Source organism: Pseudomonas sp. GM21, assembly GCF_000282215.1.
Lineage (GTDB): Bacteria > Pseudomonadota > Gammaproteobacteria > Pseudomonadales > Pseudomonadaceae > Aquipseudomonas.
Map to the genome: position 1 here is coordinate 55,678 of NZ_AKJS01000105.1, position 15,151 is coordinate 70,828.

Sequence of the window (15,151 nt, forward strand, 5' to 3'; positions counted from 1 at the left end):
ATCGTTCATGTTGGCACGGGCGTCCACCCGGTAGAATCGCGGCGATTTTCCATGATTGGGACCAGGGATATGTCGTATCGCGTCATCATCAGCATGTTTATGCTGCTTCTAAGCTGGGACGCTGTTGCGCAAGGTCCGGCCATTTCTTCTGCTATTTCCTACAGTCGTGACATACAGCCGATCTTTACCGAAAAGTGCGTCGCCTGCCACGCATGCAATGATGCCGCTTGTCAGCTCAACCTCGGCAGTGGCGAAGGAGCGGCACGTGGCGCGACGAAAGTCCCGGTCTACGACGGCGATCGCGTCACCGCTGCTGCACCGACCCGGCTGTTTTACGATGCTTCTGGCAAGCAAGCCTGGCAGCAAAAGGGGTTTTTTCCGGTGCTTGACGCCCAGGGCAGTCAGGCCGCGTTGATGGCGCGAATGCTTGAACTGGGCCACAACACCCCGTTGCAACCCAATGCCAAAATTCCGCAAGACATCGTGCTGGGGCTGAACCGGGAAAACATGTGCGCCACACCGGCGCAATTCGACGGTTACGCCCGTTCGCACCCCAAAGAGGGTATGCCGCTGGCAGTCACTGGCCTGACCGATCAGCAATACCAGACGCTGCAGCGCTGGCTGGCGTCAGGTGCGCCGATTGATGAGCAAGGGCTGGTACCGAGCGCGCAAGAGGCGTTGCAGGTGGTGCAGTGGGAAAACCTGCTCAACGCGCCCGGCTCCCGGCAAAGCCTGGTGGCGCGCTGGCTGTTCGAGCACTGGTTTCTTGCGCATATCTACTTCAAGGACGGCGAGCCTGGGCACTTCTTCCAGTGGGTGCGTTCACGTACGCCAACCGGCCAGCCGATTGACCTGATTACCACACGCCGTCCGAATGACGACCCTGGCACGCAGGTGTATTACCGTTTGTGGCCGGTGCAGGGTGTGATTGTGCAGAAGACGCACATTACCTATGCGCTGAGTGCGGCGAAGATGGCGCGGGTCAAAAGCCTGTTTTACAGCGGCAACTGGCAGGTCGATGCCTTGCCCGGTTATGGGCCGGAGCGGCGGGCCAATCCGTTTACCACGTTTGAAGCAATCCCGGCGCAGGCGCGTTATCAGTTCATGCTCGATAACGCCGAGTACTTTGTGCGCACCTTCATTCGCGGCCCGGTGTGCCGTGGCCAGATTGCCACCGATGTGATCCGTGATCACTTCTGGGCGCTGTTCCAGGCCCCTGATCACGACCTCTATATCATCGACCCCAACTATCGCGGGCAGGCCACGCCGTTGCTGGCCATGCCCGGCCAAAACGATGACGTCGGCAGCGTCTTGAGCCTGTGGCATGACTACCGCGACAAACGTAACGAGTACGAAGTGCTGCGCCGGGACAGCTACGCCGACGCACCGGCACCCAGCTGGTCGACCTTGTGGGCGGGGAATGACAACGCGCTGCTGAGCATCTTCCGGCACTTCGACAGTGCTTCGGTGAACAAGGGCCTGATCGGCGACGTGCCGCAAACGATGTGGTTGTTCGACTTCCCGCTGCTGGAGCGCACTTACTATCAACTGGCGGTGAACTTCGATGTGTTCGGCAACGTTTCCCATCAGGCCCAGACCCGTCTGTATTTCGACCTGATCCGTAACGGCGCCGAGCAGAACTTCCTGCGCCTGATGCCGGCCGACTCCCGGGACGGCTACCTCGACGATTGGTACCAGGACGGCGGCAAGGTCAAGATGTGGCTGAACTACGAGGCCATCGATGACGACAAACCGACCGCGCTGAAACTCGACGAAAAAGACCCCAAGCGCGACTTCGCCACGCAATTGCTGGCCCGTTACGGCGATCTCAACGCCAGGCCCGATCCGATCAACCGGTGCTCAGGCGCGTATTGCTCACGGCCCAATATCGACCCGGCCTTGCAGGACGCCGAACAGGATTTGAGTCGCCTGACTTCGCGCCCGGCGGCGGGATTGAAGGTCATCGACCAGTTGCCCGAAGCGACAATGCTGCGCATCGAAACCGCGAGCGGTAAACGCGAGGTCTACAGCCTGCTGCGCAACCGTGCGCACAGCAACGTGGCGTTCCTGGTCGGTGAGTCTTGGCGCTATCAGCCGGGGCTCGACACGCTGACGATTTACCCGGGCGTACTCAGTAGTTATCCGAACTTCATGTTCAACATCCCGGCGGACCAAGTACCGGCCTTCGTTGATGCGATGGAGAGTGCCAAGGATGCGGATAGCTTCGAGAAAATCGTCGAACGTTGGGGGATTCGCCGCAGTCATCCTCAATTCTGGTTCTATTTCCACGACCTCAGCCGATACGTCCATGAGACCGACCCGGTGGAAGAGGGCGTGCTGGACATGAACCGCTACGAAAACCTCTGATTCACACACTAACCCTGTGGGAGCGGGCTTGCCCGCGAAGAGTGCGTCACATTCAGCATAAATGTTGATTGACCTGACGCTTTCGCGAGCAAGCCCACTCCCACAGGGAATTGCCGGGATCTTTCCTGACAAAAATACTAGGACTTTGTGCGGCGCGTTGATTGGCGTAAACTGCGCCCAAGCCTGCGAGGAGTTTCCATGACCGCTATAACCATTACCGACGCCGCCCACGATTATCTGGCTGACCTGCTCTCCAAGCAGAACACCCCGGGTATCGGCATCCGCGTCTTTATTACCCAGCCTGGCACCCAGTACGCCGAAACCTGCATTGCCTACTGCAAGCCGGGCGAAGAAAAACCTGAAGACACGGCGCTGGGGCTCAAAAGCTTCACGGCCTACATCGACTCGTTCAGCGAAGCCTTCCTGGACGATGCGGTAGTCGACTACGCCACCGACCGTATGGGCGGCCAGCTGACCATCAAGGCGCCAAACGCCAAAGTGCCGATGGTCAACGCCGACAGCCCGGTCAACGAGCGCATCAATTACTACCTGCAAACCGAGATCAACCCGGGGCTGGCAAGCCACGGCGGTCAGGTCAGCCTGATCGATGTGGTCGAAGACGGCATCGCCGTGTTGAAATTTGGTGGTGGTTGCCAGGGCTGCGGCCAGGCGGACGTGACCCTGAAGGAAGGCATCGAGCGCACCTTGCTTGAGCGTATTCCCGAGTTGAAAGGTGTACGCGACGTGACTGACCACACGCAGAAAGAAAACGCCTACTACTAAGGTGTTCGCTGCGAACATAAAAAACGGCACCCGTGAGTGCCGTTTTTTTTGATCGTTCCCATGCTCCGCGTGGGAATGCAGCCCGGGACGCTCCGCGTCCCATATACGGACGCAGATCGTCCGTTAAGGCATTCCCACGCAGAGCGCGGGAACGATCATCTCAGGGGCGATACAAGTGCGCATGCCCCGCGCGATACAGTGACGACTCACTGAACTGGTCACTCCCCAACACCCGACCCACCAGAATCAACGCCGTCCGTCGAAATCCCTTCGCTTCAACCTTCCCGGCAATGTCTTCAAGCGTCCCCACCACCCAATCCTGATCCGGCCACGTCGCCCGGTGAATCACCGCAATCGGACAGTCCGCGCCGTAATGCGGCAGGAGTTCAGCGAGGATTTTTTCCAGGTGATTAACGCCCAGATGAATGGCCATGGTCGCCCCGTGTTGCGCCAGACTGCCCAATTCTTCTCCCGCCGGCATGGCGGTCTTGTCGGCGTAGCGGGTCAGGATCACGCTCTGCGACACGTCCGGCAGGGTCAGTTCCGCCCCTAAAAGCGCCGCACACGCCGCCGTCGCCGTGACGCCCGGAACGATTTCAAACGGAATACCAAGCTCGCGCAGGTGGCGAATCTGCTCGCCAATGGCGCCATACAGGCTCGGATCACCGGAATGCACTCGCGCCACATCCTGTCCGTTGGCGTGGGCGGTTTTGATCAGCTCGATGATCTGTTCCAGGTGTAATTCGGCGCTGTTGACCACCTGTTCGGCGCGGTGGCCTTCCAGCACGGCCGCAGGCACCAGGGAGCCGGCATAGATGATCACCGGGCAGCTGCGAATCAGCCGCTGGCCTTTGACCGTTATCAGTTCCGGGTCACCGGGCCCTGCACCAATGAAATAGACGGTCATTGTCAGTTCCTGTGAAAAAAGAGGCCGAGCCAGGCTTCAGATGAAGATTGCTCATGATCGAAGGCGCGATTATCGGGGGGGTTATGCAACAACTGCCAATGCCAGGGTCGCTTGAGCAAATTTTTGTCGGGGGATCAGCAGTTTTGCCGGCACCTGGGCCAGCTGTTCGGCTAATGCCAGGGCGGCACTTTCAGCCACGCCGTAGCAGCCGGTGCGTTCGAACGCGATGTCCGAATGATGGCTGAGTTGGGGACGATAACCGGCCAATTGTTCGCTGCTGAAATACATCAATGGCAGTGCGAGGTGCTCTGCGAGTTCGATCAGGCCAGGCTCATCACGCTTCAAGTCGATGCTGGCCAGCGCCGTGATCTCATGTAGTCCGATTTGATGCGCCTGTAAGGCCTGATCGAGCAAAGCCCGCAACGTGCCGGCGGGGCAGCCGCGCTGGCAGCCCAGGCCGACCACGAGCGTCGGCACTGTGCCAGCCTCTGTCATGCGTGGTATTGACTATCGCTTTTGCGGCGGAACAACCAGGCACTGATCAGGCCCAGGGCCAGCCAGAACGCCACGTTGGTCAACTGCGAAGCGATCTTGAACTGAGTTTCCAGCGCTTGCGGTGCGAGCATCGAATGCACCTCCGGTTGTGGTGCGCCGATCACGTGCGGAACGGCCAGAATCGCCACGCCGAGAACCTTCATCAACCAGTGACGGCTGAACACGATCAACGCGATACCGACAGCTGTGGAGGCGGCTGTGCCGATCCACCACATTTGCCGTTGAGCCAGATCAGCTGCAGCAGTACCTGGCAGTTCCGGCGGCAGGCCAAGGGTCGGCGCCAACACGAAGGTCGCATAACCCGCCAGACCCCAGAGCAGGCCCTGAGACGTTTTGGTCGGTGCGCGCAGGGTGTACAGGCCGGCAAGCATCAGGGCAAAACCAACGGCTACCACCAGGTTGCCGCCGGTAGTCGACAGCACGCGCTGCCAGCCGTCTTCCGGCTCCCAGGCTTCGGCACTGTGGGTGTGACCTGCCATGGTGCCGTCGACGTGTTCATGGGGTTGAACCACCGCCGGCTCGGTTTTTTCGTAGGTTTCCGCCTGGACGATCAACGGTGCGACCCAGAAACTTTGTAGCAGAGTCAGCAACAGGGCGGCCAACAGCCCGGTGAAACCAGCGGTTTGCGCTATACGCTTGAACATGTCGGCAGCTCTCAATGGCACGGAAAAGCGGCGCTGTGACGGGTATCGTGCGCGGCGTTGTGGACCGCTTCGATGTGCGAGAAACCGGCGAAATACACAAGGCTCGCGCCCAGGATCGACGCACAAACGGCGGCGGTCAGGCGTTGGCTCAGGGTTGAAGTGGTGCTGGCGGTGCGTTTGTCCGTGTTGCTGCCGGTGCTGCTGATGATCGACATGGCGCTTCCCTCTGGTCTGTCAGCGGGTGAATAGAGCGCATGGAAAACCCCTGCGAGTCGGGCACGCAGACGTCAAACAGCGCCCGCCCACCGCGGGTTTGTTGTTCAGTGACCGTAACGATCACTTTGTGTTGCGGGCCGGTCTCCGGGCTCACGAGGGGCGCAGGCTTTCGCCTTGACCTGCAAGCATCACCTTCCCATGCCGAACTGCTGGCACAGTGGATTTGATGCTTCGCTCGCTTACCGTTGCGGGGGCAGCACCGGACTGACATGGCTTTGAGTAAAGCACACGATTCACCGGTTTCCCGTTTCACCCTGTGAAGGGCACCCGTAACAAAGTGCGTAGGAGAGCATGGGCGGGGGATTCGCGTCAATTGCTATGGGTTCTCAACTCGGGACCGAGGCGCATCATTCGCGAGCAGGCTCGCTCCCACAGGTGACCGCGTTCCAATGTGGGAGCGAGCCTGCTCGCGAAGGACGCGCCGCCGATGTCATGTGAACATTGACCCGCCCCAGCGCGATGCGTAGCCTTGCGCATTCGAGGTTCTTCGGCGCATGCCGAAGCTAAGAAGGGAACGCGGTCAATGCCGCGGCTGCCCCCGCAACTGTGAACGGTTCAGTTTCTGCCATGCCACTGCATGCGCCAGCCATGGCGCGAGCGGGAAGGCGCAGCAACCGCCAGTCAAACGACTGGCCAGCCGTCAGCCAGGAGACCTGCCTCGACACAGATTCTCACTTTCAACCGGGCGGGGTGATCCGGTGGCGAACTCTTCAGGCATGCGCGTGCGCGTTGCCGGTTGTCGTCCCGTATGCCCGCCACCTTGCCAAAGGGCATCCGATGAAAACACTGGCCAAACTCCCCGTCACCATCGTTACCGGCTTTCTCGGTTCGGGCAAAACCACCTTGCTGCGGCACATGCTCGACAACGCTCAGGGCCGTCGCATCGCGGTGATCGTCAACGAGTTCGGCGAGTTGGGCATTGACGGCGAAATCCTCAAGCAGTGCTCCATCGGCTGCACCGAAGAAGAAGCCAATGGCCGCGTTTATGAATTGGCCAACGGCTGCCTGTGCTGCACCGTTCAGGAAGAATTCTTCCCGGTGATGCGCGAACTGGTGGCCCGTCGCGGTGACCTCGACCATATCCTCATCGAAACCTCGGGCCTGGCCCTACCCAAGCCACTGGTTCAAGCCTTCCAGTGGCCGGAAATCCGCAGTGCCTGCACCGTTGACGCCGTCATCACCGTGGTCGACAGCCCGGCCGTGGCCGCCGGCACCTTCGCGGCGTTCCCGGATCAGGTCGACGCCCAGCGCAAACTCGACCCCAACCTGGACCACGAATCGCCGCTGCACGAGTTGTTCGCCGATCAACTGGCCAGCGCCGACCTGGTGATTCTCAACAAGGCTGACCTGATCAGCCCTGAAGACCTGGCCCGCGTTCGCCTCGAAGTCGCCGAAGAGTTGCCGCCCGCGGTAAAAGTCATCGAAGCCAGCAGCGGTCGCCTGCCACTGGACGTGTTGATCGGTCTCGGTGCCGGTTCCGAAGAACACATCGACAGCCGTCACAGCCACCACGATCACCACCATGAAGGTGAAGACGGCCATCACGATGAGCATGACCACGACGCGTTCGATTCCATTTCCATCGAACTGCCGCAAGCCGACGAAAGCCTGCTGATGGATGCGCTGACGCTACTGGTGGTCCAGCACGGCATCCTGCGGGTCAAAGGTTTCGCGGCGATCCCGAACAAACCGATGCGCTTGCTGATTCAGGGCGTGGGCACGCGTTTCGACAAGCACTTTGACCGTCAGTGGGGCGCCGATGAAGCGCGTACCACGCGCCTGGTATTGATTGGCCAGGAACTGGACGCCGCGCAACTCGAAGCGCAATTGCGCGCAGCGCTCAGCGTTTAAGCCATGCACCTGCTCAGGACCCAGCCCGGCGGTTTCGTGTCGGATGACAACATCGCCGACCTCGGACAAACCCCCGCCGAGCTGGTGATCCTGTGCAGCGGCGATTCCAGCCTCGCGCTGCTCGCTGAAGCCGCGCAGCAACTGCCCGACGACTACCCGAGCGTGCGCCTGGCCAACCCGATGCAGGTGCAGAATCACGCGTCGGTCGATCTGTACGTCGACGAAGTGTTGCGTCACGCCAAAGTGATCCTGATCTCGCTGCACGGTGGCATCGCCTATTGGCGGTATGGCGTCGAGCGGCTGGTGCAATTGTCCGAACGGGGCGTGCAGCTGATTCTGGTGCCGGGCGATGATCGCCCGGACCCGGAACTCAGCGACCTCAGCACGGTGGTAGCGCAAGACCGTGACCGGCTCTGGCAGTTTTTGCGGCAGGGCGGCATGGGCAATGCCCTGGACTTTTTCCGCTGCCTGGCTAATCGTTGGTTGGGTCGCGATTACACTTGGGCCGAGCCGCAAGTTCTGCCGCGTACGGCGATTTACCACCCGCACAAAAGCCCCGCAGAGCTGAAGGATTGGCAAGCCGACTGGCAAACCGAGCAACCGGTGGCGGCGGTGCTGTTTTACCGCTCGCATTTGCAGGCGGCCAATACCGGTTTCATCGACGTTTTCTGCCAGCGTTTGCAAGCGGCAGGGTTAAACCCCTTGCCGATTGCCGTGGCCAGTTTGAAAGAGCCCGGCTGCCTGGCGGTGGTCGAGGATTGGCTGGATGAAGTCGGGGCAGGGGTGATTCTGAACACCACCGGTTTCGCCCAATCCAGCCCCGAAGCGCCGCACCTGCGACCGTTTCGTCGCAACATTCCGGTGATCCAGGCGATTTGCGCTCAAGACAACGAGCCCGGTTGGCGCGCCAGCGAGCAGGGCCTCGGTCCGCGCGACCTGGCGATGCACATCGCGTTGCCGGAACTGGACGGCCGAATCATCAGCCGTCCGATCAGTTTCAAGGACCTGGCGTGGCGCAGCGAGCGCAGTCAGTCCGATGTGGTTTGTTATCGACCACAGCCGGAACGCATGGATTTTGTCGCCGAACTGGCACGACGCTGGATCGATCTGGCGCGGGTGCCGAACAGCGAAAAACGCATTGCCCTGATCCTTGCCAACTACCCGACCCGTGATGGGCGCATCGGCAATGGCGTCGGCCTCGACACCCCGGCCGCCGCGTTGAACATCCTGCGTGCGCTGCATAAGGAAGGTTATCCGTTGCCGGCCGGATTACCGGGCAGCGGCACCGCGTTGATCCAGCAACTACTCGGCGGCGTCAGCAACGACCTCGACACCCTCGACCAGCGTCCCTGCCACCAAAGCCTTGCGCTGGACGATTACAACCGGATGTTCGACGCCTTGCCCGAAGAGAATCGCCAAGCCGTGCTGGAACGCTGGGGCACACCCGAAAGCGATCCGATGTACCGTGGCGGACGCATGATGATCGCGGGACTGCGCTTCGGTTTGACTTTCGTCGGCATTCAACCGGCGCGTGGTTATCAGGTCGACCCGAGTGCGGTGTATCACGACCCGGACCTGGTGCCGCCGCACGGCTATCTGGCGTTCTACTTCTGGCTGCGCAACACCTATGGCGCCCACGGCGTAATCCACGTCGGCAAGCACGGCAACCTCGAATGGCTGCCGGGCAAAGGTGTCGGGTTGTCGCAAAGCTGCTGGCCGGACGCACTGCTCGGGCCGCTGCCGAACATTTATCCTTTTATAGTCAACGATCCGGGCGAGGGCGCGCAGGCCAAGCGCCGCACCCAAGCGGTGATCATCGACCACCTGATGCCGCCGCTGACCCGCGCTGAAACCTACGGGCCTCTGCGCAACCTTGAACTGCTGGCCGACGAATATTACGAAGCGCAACTGCTCGACCCGCGCCGCGCCCGGGAGTTGCAGCGCGACATTCTGCAACTGGTGCGCGAGACGCACATCGACCGCGAGCTGCAACTGGACGAAAAACTCGACAGCGACGCCGATGCGGCGATCTGGTTGCCGCGTCTGGACACGTACCTGTGCGACTTGAAGGAATCGCAGATTCGCGATGGCCTGCACATCTTCGGCGAGTCACCGACCGGGCGGTTGCGTATCGACACGTTGCTGGCCTTGCTGCGAATTCCCCGGGGTGATGGCCGTGGTGCGCAATCGAGTTTGTTGCGGGCGTTGGCGAAAGCGTTCGAGCTGGGTTTCGATCCGCTGGATTGCGTGTTGGCCGAGCCTTGGACTGGACCGCGTCCAGCTGAACTGCAATCGTTCAATGATGAAGCCTGGCGCACGGCGGGTGATGCGCGTGAACGTCTGGAACTGTTCGCCGCTGACCTGATCTCGCAAACTTTGAATACCAACCCCGGCCCCTGTGGGAGCGAGCCTGCTCGCGAAAGCGGCGGGTCAATCGACATCAATGTTGAATGTTCAACCGCTTCGCGAGCAGGCTCGCTCCCACAGGAGGCGCGCTGGGCCGAAGTGCACGCGATCATCGACAACCTGCGCGAAGTCGTCGCCCCACGTCTGGATGCCTGCGGCCCAGCGGAAATGCGCGGCCTGCTTGATGCCTTGAGCGGGCGCTTCGTCCCGGCCGGCCCCAGCGGCGCACCCAGTCGCGGTCGTCTCGACGTGCTGCCGACCGGGCGCAATTTCTACTCGGTGGACGTGCGCAACCTGCCGACCACCACCGCGTGGCGCATCGGCTTCCAGTCAGCCAACCTGATCCTTGAACGACACCTGCAAGACCACGGCGATCACTTGCGCCAACTCGGCCTGTCGGTCTGGGGCACCGCGACCATGCGCACCGGCGGCGACGACATCGCCCAGGCCATGGCGCTGATGGGCGTGCGTCCGGTCTGGGCGACGGGCAGTCAGCGGGTCGACGATTTCGAAATTCTGCCACTGAGCTTGCTCGACCGTCCGCGTGTGGACGTGACCTTGCGCGTTTCCGGATTCTTCCGTGATGCCTTTGCCAACCTGATCCGCCTGTTCGACGCGGCGGTGCAAGCGGTCGCGGCGCTGGATGAGCCCGACGACCTCAACCCGTTGGCCGCCAAAGTGCGCGCCGAGCGTGAAACGTTGATGCAATCGGGTCTGGATGAAGACGCTGCCAATCGTCAGGCCGGCTGGCGAATTTTCGGTGCCAAACCCGGTGCCTATGGCGCCGGTGTGCAGGGCGCTATCGACGGTCGTCTGTGGCAAAGCCGCGAAGACCTGGCCGAGGTTTACCTGAATTGGGGCGGCTATGCTTATGGCGGATCCGACGAAGGTACCGCCGCCCGCGATCAATTCGCCCAGCGCCTGAGCCAGGTGCAAGCGGTGCTGCAAAACCAGGACAACCGCGAGCACGACTTGCTCGATTCCAACGACTATTACCAATTCCAGGGCGGCATGCTTGCCGCCGTGGAAAGCCTCAGCGGTGAAGCCGCAGCCAGTTACCACGGTGATCACAGTCAGCCGGACTTGCCGAAGATCCGGACCTTGAAGGAAGAGCTGAACCGGGTGATCCGCTCCCGGGCGGCCAATCCAAAGTGGATCGAAGGGGTCAAGCGTCATGGCTACAAAGGCGCGTTTGAACTGGCGGCAACGGTCGATAACCTGTTTGCGTTCGACGCCACCACGCAACTGATTGACGATCACCAGTATGCGTTGCTGGCCGACGCCTATTTGCTCGACCCGGCGACTCGGGAGTTTGTTCGCGAGCACAATCCGCACGCCCTGCGTGACATGACTGAACGGATGCTGGAAGCGCAGCAGCGGGGGATGTGGAAGGAACCGGGCGAGTATCGCGAGGCGCTGGAAAACCTGTTGCTGGACATAGAAGAAGATTCTTGAGCGCATGATCGTTCCCACGCTCTGCGTGGGAATGCCTCAACGGACGCTCCGCGTTCGGCTCTGGGGACGCAGAGCGTCCCTTGCTGCATTCCCACGCGGAGCGTGGGAACGATCACACTGATGCACCTACCGACCATGACCGAGTATTAAAGATGACCGACACCCCGCATTTCCCCTTATCCGCCGTGGTCGGCGCCGACGACTTGAAACTCGCCCTGTACCTGACCGCCATCGACCCGAAAATCGGCGGTGTGCTGATCGAAGGTCCGCGTGGCATGGCCAAATCCACCCTGGCCCGGGGCCTCGCGGACCTGTTGGCCAGTGGTCAATTTGTCACCTTGCCACTGGGCGCCACCGAAGAACGACTGGTCGGCACCCTCGACCTCGACGCCGCCCTGAGCGACGGCCGTGCGCAATTCTCTCCCGGCGTGTTGGCCAAGGCTGACGGCGGCGTGCTGTACGTCGATGAAGTGAACCTGCTGCCCGATCACCTCGTGGACCTGTTGCTCGACGTCGCCGCCAGCGGCACCAACCTGATCGAGCGCGATGGCATTTCCCATCGACATTCGGCGAAATTTGTGCTGATCGGCACCATGAACCCGGAAGAGGGCGAACTGCGTCCGCAATTGCTCGACCGCTTTGGCCTGAACGTTGCGCTCAGTGGCCACACCGCACCAACCGAACGCGGCCAGATCATCCGTCGACGACTGGATTTCGACAATGATCCGCAACGCTTCTGTGCGCAGTGGGAGCACCAGCAGCAGTCGCTGCGCGAACAGTGTGAAAAGGCCCGTAGCGTGCTGGCGAGCATCCCCCTTGATGATGAAGCGTTGGCGCTGATCACCGAGCGCTGCTTTGCTGCCGGCGTCGATGGCTTGCGCGCTGATCTGGTCTGGTTACGCGCCGCGCGCGCTCATGCCGCATGGCGCGGTGCAAACGCGATCACTGAGGCCGATATCGACGCCGTCGCCGAGTTTGCCTTGCGTCATCGTCGCCGCGAGCAATCACCCCCGGTACCGCAACACCATCTGCCGCCGTCTGCACAAAACGCCAACCCGAGCGAAGGCCAGGGCCAATGGGGTGAAATGCCCGCCCAGGCGCTGCCGGTTGGCGCTCGCCGTGAAGTGCCGAGCTGGCCAAAAAAGCCCTAGGCATTCGCCCTCGATCTGATGCGGGGGCGAATGCCAGACCCCGCGCAGGACGGCTGAACAACGGCAAGCAAGGCAAACGTCACGCCGCACGCAGCGGTTCGATCAACTGGCCGGGGACCTTACTCAATGGCCGCCCCCGTCAGCGCAGCGATGTGCTGTTCCACCTGCGTACCCGTTGCGCCCATGAGTTGTGGCTGGTGATCGTCGATGCCTCGGCCTCGACCCGGCGTCACCAGGCGCTGAGCGATGCAAAAGGCTTGCTGGCGCAAGTGTTCGATGATGCCTACCGCCAGCGGGCGCGCCTTGCGTTGTTGACGGCCAGCGGCAATGTGCCGAAATGGCAGGTACAAGGCTTGAAAGCGTCCAGCGGTTCGCGGGCCTGGCTTGATGGATTGGGCGCAAGCGGTGGCACGCCGGTGTTGGCGGCGCTGGGTGAGGCGGTGCGTTGGTTGGCGACGCGGCAAAAGCGCTTCCCGGCGGAGCAGCAGCGTGTGTTGTTGCTGACCGATGGGCGATTGAAGGAGTGGTCGAGTTTGCCGCTGCTGGAGTGTCCGAGCCTGCTGATTGATATCGAGCGCGGGCCGATTCGGCTTGGGCGGGCGAGGCAGATGGCGGCTGAATTACAAGCAGATTATCGCCATATTGATGAGCTGATTTCTGGCTGAATTATTGGTTGTCTGTTCCGGCCTCATCGCTGGCAAGCCAGCTCCCACAGTGGTTCTTCAGTGTCCACAAAACCTGTGGGAGCGAGCCTGCTCGCGATGGGGACAACCCGGTTTAAATCTATTTGCCCATCGCCTGACGGTACTGCCGCGTACGCCGGCCAATATACAACCGGTCAAGAATCAACGCCCACACGGCAGACACCTGCGGCCGTGGCTTGCGCCCGCGGCTCAATCGATGAAGCTGAAACTTCACCACCGCCATGCTCGCTAGAGCCGCCAGTGGTTTGCGTTTCCACAGAATCGGCGGCAGTTGTGGATGGCTGTTGCGGCCTTCGCGCCAGTGTTTGACCAACTGCGGTTCGACCGCCAGTGCCGTGCCGATGCCGGCCATGGCGATGCCGCTGTCGAGCACCTGTTCGACGACGGCCAGGCGCCGAATGCCACCGGTGACCATCACCGGCATGCGCGCGACGCTGGCCAGTTCACCGGCCATTTCCAGAAAATAGGCTTCGCGCGCCAACGTCCGGCCATCACTGGCTTCGCCTTGCATGGCCGGGGCCTCGTAGCTGCCGCCGGAGAGTTCCAGCAGGTCGATGGGGTGCTCGTTGAGCCACATGATCACCTGACGGGCATCGTCAGCGTCAAAGCCGCCACGCTGGAAGTCGGCGGAGTTGAGTTTAACCGCCACGCAAAATTGCGGCGAGACGGCTTGGCGAACGGCACTGACCACGTCCAGTAGCAAGCGCGCTCGATTCTCCAGCGATCCACCCCAGCGGTCGGTGCGGCGATTGGTCAACGGTGAGAGGAACTGGCTGATCAGGTAACCGTGCGCGGCATGAATCTGCACGCCGGTGAAGCCGGCCTTTTCGGCGAGGGCCGCGCTGGTGGCAAAGCGCGCGATCACCTCGGCGATATCGTTCTCGGTCATCGGTTTGGGCTCGGCGAACATTTTCGAAAACGCCCCCAAGTCCAGTGCCACTGCCGACGGTGCCCAGGCTTGCTGACCGAGGTTGGCCATGGTCTGGCGGCCGGGGTGATTGAGCTGCATCCAGAACTGCGCGCCACCGGACCGGCCGATGGTTGCCCACTGCCGAAAGCGTTGCAGATCGCGTTCGTCTTCCAGCACGACGCCGCCGGGGCCGGTCATGGCGCGGCGGTCGATCATGACATTACCGGTCAGCAACAAACCGGCTTCGCCCTCGGCCCAGGCCTGATACAGCCGAAATAATGCGTCAGACGGTGCTTGCCCGGTGTCAGCGAGGTTTTCTTCCATCGCGGCTTTGGCGATACGATTGCCGACGGTCTGGCCGTTGGGCAGATTCAACGCTTGGAAGGGCGACATGCTTGGCTCCTCATCAGTGAAGAGCAGAGGCTAAGCTTAAAGTTAACTTTAATGTCAAGCAGGCAAATGAGGGCGTAATGAAGATTGGTGAACTGGCGCAGTTAAGCGGGCTGAACGCTTCGCGCATTCGTTTTTATGAGGCTCAGGGTTTGATTCGTCAGGTCGAGCGTTCGGCCAACGGTTACCGGCGGTATCCCGCGCAAGTACTGCAAACCTTGCAAATCATCCAGTGTGCGCAGCAGGCAGGATTCAGTCTGGAAGAGCTGAAGCTGTTGCTACCGGACACGGTGACGGGCGAGTTCAAGCATGACGAATTGGTGGCGGGGCTTTCGCGTAAAGTGGAGCAGATCGAGGAAATGCAACTGCACCTGGCCCAGAGCAAGGCGCAGTTGCTGGCGGTGATCGAAAATATCCAGACACGGCCCGAAGGGATGGCCTGTGATGCGAATGCCGAGCGATTGATGGCGTCGTTCAAGCATTAGTTCTGATCGATGCACGAATCACCGTAAGCCTGGTAGCGCAAGACATGGGTGGTGCCCATCGTGTCGATGTAGGTCATTTCCCGTGGGCCGATGCCGCAGTAATCGCCGCTGGTGATGTTGACCACCTTGGCGATGTTCAGCGCTTTCGAATAGCTGTAATCCTCGACGTTCGAGGGGTTGGCGTTGTCGACGGAGGCGGCGGCTGCAGTACCGGTCAGGGCAATCAGAAACAGCGTGGACAGAAGGTTTTTCATGATGGGGCGCTCG

At 61.3% G+C, this 15,151-nt stretch carries 13 protein-coding genes and 2 riboswitches; of the genes, 7 read left to right on the forward strand and 6 right to left on the reverse strand.

The annotated features are described in order from the left end of the window. The first annotated feature begins 69 nt into the window (after positions 1 to 69). Both PMI22_RS12350 and nfuA read left to right on the forward strand, forming a co-directional pair. Entirely contained in the window at positions 70 to 2,367 is a 2,298-nt protein-coding gene (locus tag PMI22_RS12350) for a fatty acid cis/trans isomerase (protein ID WP_007946503.1), read from the forward strand. Positions 2,368 to 2,565: 198 nt separating this feature from the next. Further along, entirely contained in the window at positions 2,566 to 3,150 is a 585-nt protein-coding gene (nfuA, locus tag PMI22_RS12345; RefSeq protein WP_007946504.1) for a Fe-S biogenesis protein NfuA, read from the forward strand. A gap of 160 nt (positions 3,151 to 3,310) precedes the next feature. Here the strand turns inward: nfuA and cobM are convergent, their stop codons facing one another. The 4 genes from cobM to PMI22_RS12325 form a co-directional block, all read right to left on the reverse strand. Then, a complete protein-coding gene (gene cobM / locus PMI22_RS12340; protein WP_007946505.1) occupies positions 3,311 to 4,057 on the reverse strand; it encodes a precorrin-4 C(11)-methyltransferase in 747 nt (248 codons plus the stop codon). An 81-nt stretch (positions 4,058 to 4,138) separates the two neighbouring features. Further along, positions 4,139 to 4,552, reverse strand: coding sequence for a cobalamin biosynthesis protein (locus PMI22_RS12335; RefSeq protein ID WP_033049320.1), 414 nt, complete (start codon positions 4,550 to 4,552; stop codon positions 4,139 to 4,141). Continuing rightward, a complete protein-coding gene (locus PMI22_RS12330) occupies positions 4,549 to 5,256 on the reverse strand; it encodes a CbtA family protein (protein WP_007946507.1) in 708 nt (235 codons plus the stop codon). Before PMI22_RS12330 ends, PMI22_RS12335 begins: the two co-directional genes overlap by 4 nt. Before the next feature lie 11 nt (positions 5,257 to 5,267). Further along, on the reverse strand, positions 5,268 to 5,471 hold the full coding sequence (locus tag PMI22_RS12325; protein ID WP_007946508.1) for a CbtB domain-containing protein: 204 nt from the start codon (positions 5,469 to 5,471) through the stop codon (positions 5,268 to 5,270). A gap of 119 nt (positions 5,472 to 5,590) precedes the next feature. After that, a riboswitch (cobalamin riboswitch) is annotated at positions 5,591 to 5,818 on the reverse strand. Between the two features lie 177 nt (positions 5,819 to 5,995). Then, positions 5,996 to 6,207, forward strand: a riboswitch (cobalamin riboswitch). 102 nt (positions 6,208 to 6,309) lie between these two features. Between PMI22_RS12325 and cobW the strand changes: the two genes are divergently transcribed. The 4 genes from cobW (at position 6,310) to PMI22_RS12305 (ending at position 13,060) form a co-directional block, all read left to right on the forward strand. Then, a complete protein-coding gene (cobW, locus tag PMI22_RS12320; RefSeq protein ID WP_007946509.1) occupies positions 6,310 to 7,383 on the forward strand; it encodes a cobalamin biosynthesis protein CobW in 1,074 nt (357 codons plus the stop codon). A 3-nt stretch (positions 7,384 to 7,386) separates the two neighbouring features. Beyond that, a complete protein-coding gene (gene cobN, locus PMI22_RS12315; protein WP_007946510.1) occupies positions 7,387 to 11,244 on the forward strand; it encodes a cobaltochelatase subunit CobN in 3,858 nt (1,285 codons plus the stop codon). Between the two features lie 152 nt (positions 11,245 to 11,396). Further along, a complete protein-coding gene (locus PMI22_RS12310; protein ID WP_007946511.1) occupies positions 11,397 to 12,395 on the forward strand; it encodes an ATP-binding protein in 999 nt (332 codons plus the stop codon). Positions 12,396 to 12,496: 101 nt separating this feature from the next. After that, a complete protein-coding gene (locus PMI22_RS12305; protein WP_033049322.1) occupies positions 12,497 to 13,060 on the forward strand; it encodes a vWA domain-containing protein in 564 nt (187 codons plus the stop codon). 118 nt (positions 13,061 to 13,178) lie between these two features. Here the strand turns inward: PMI22_RS12305 and PMI22_RS12300 are convergent, their stop codons facing one another. Further along, positions 13,179 to 14,402 (reverse strand): NADH:flavin oxidoreductase/NADH oxidase family protein, encoded by a 1,224-nt coding sequence (locus tag PMI22_RS12300; protein WP_007946514.1) that lies wholly within the window; start codon positions 14,400 to 14,402, stop codon positions 13,179 to 13,181. Positions 14,403 to 14,479: 77 nt separating this feature from the next. Between PMI22_RS12300 and PMI22_RS12295 the strand changes: the two genes are divergently transcribed. After that, positions 14,480 to 14,884, forward strand: coding sequence for a MerR family transcriptional regulator (locus PMI22_RS12295; protein ID WP_007946515.1), 405 nt, complete (start codon positions 14,480 to 14,482; stop codon positions 14,882 to 14,884). On the opposite strand, the gene PMI22_RS12290 is transcribed toward PMI22_RS12295, so the two are convergent. Then, entirely contained in the window at positions 14,881 to 15,138 is a 258-nt protein-coding gene (locus tag PMI22_RS12290) for a DUF2790 domain-containing protein (protein ID WP_007946516.1), read from the reverse strand. The genes PMI22_RS12295 and PMI22_RS12290 overlap by 4 nt on opposite strands. Between the last annotated feature and the right edge of the window lie 13 nt (positions 15,139 to 15,151).

Coding starts and splice junctions, on each gene's coding strand:
- cobM (WP_007946505.1), bottom strand. CDS start 4,057: ATGACCGTCTATTTCATTGGTGCAGGGCCCGGTGACCCGGAACTGATA.
- PMI22_RS12350 (WP_007946503.1), top strand. CDS start 70: ATGTCGTATCGCGTCATCATCAGCATGTTTATGCTGCTTCTAAGCTGG.
- PMI22_RS12335 (WP_033049320.1), bottom strand. CDS start 4,552: ATGACAGAGGCTGGCACAGTGCCGACGCTCGTGGTCGGCCTGGGCTGC.
- PMI22_RS12290 (WP_007946516.1), bottom strand. CDS start 15,138: ATGAAAAACCTTCTGTCCACGCTGTTTCTGATTGCCCTGACCGGTACT.
- nfuA (WP_007946504.1), top strand. CDS start 2,566: ATGACCGCTATAACCATTACCGACGCCGCCCACGATTATCTGGCTGAC.
- PMI22_RS12295 (WP_007946515.1), top strand. CDS start 14,480: ATGAAGATTGGTGAACTGGCGCAGTTAAGCGGGCTGAACGCTTCGCGC.
- cobN (WP_007946510.1), top strand. CDS start 7,387: ATGCACCTGCTCAGGACCCAGCCCGGCGGTTTCGTGTCGGATGACAAC.
- PMI22_RS12325 (WP_007946508.1), bottom strand. CDS start 5,471: ATGTCGATCATCAGCAGCACCGGCAGCAACACGGACAAACGCACCGCC.
- PMI22_RS12300 (WP_007946514.1), bottom strand. CDS start 14,402: ATGTCGCCCTTCCAAGCGTTGAATCTGCCCAACGGCCAGACCGTCGGC.
- PMI22_RS12330 (WP_007946507.1), bottom strand. CDS start 5,256: ATGTTCAAGCGTATAGCGCAAACCGCTGGTTTCACCGGGCTGTTGGCC.
- cobW (WP_007946509.1), top strand. CDS start 6,310: ATGAAAACACTGGCCAAACTCCCCGTCACCATCGTTACCGGCTTTCTC.
- PMI22_RS12310 (WP_007946511.1), top strand. CDS start 11,397: ATGACCGACACCCCGCATTTCCCCTTATCCGCCGTGGTCGGCGCCGAC.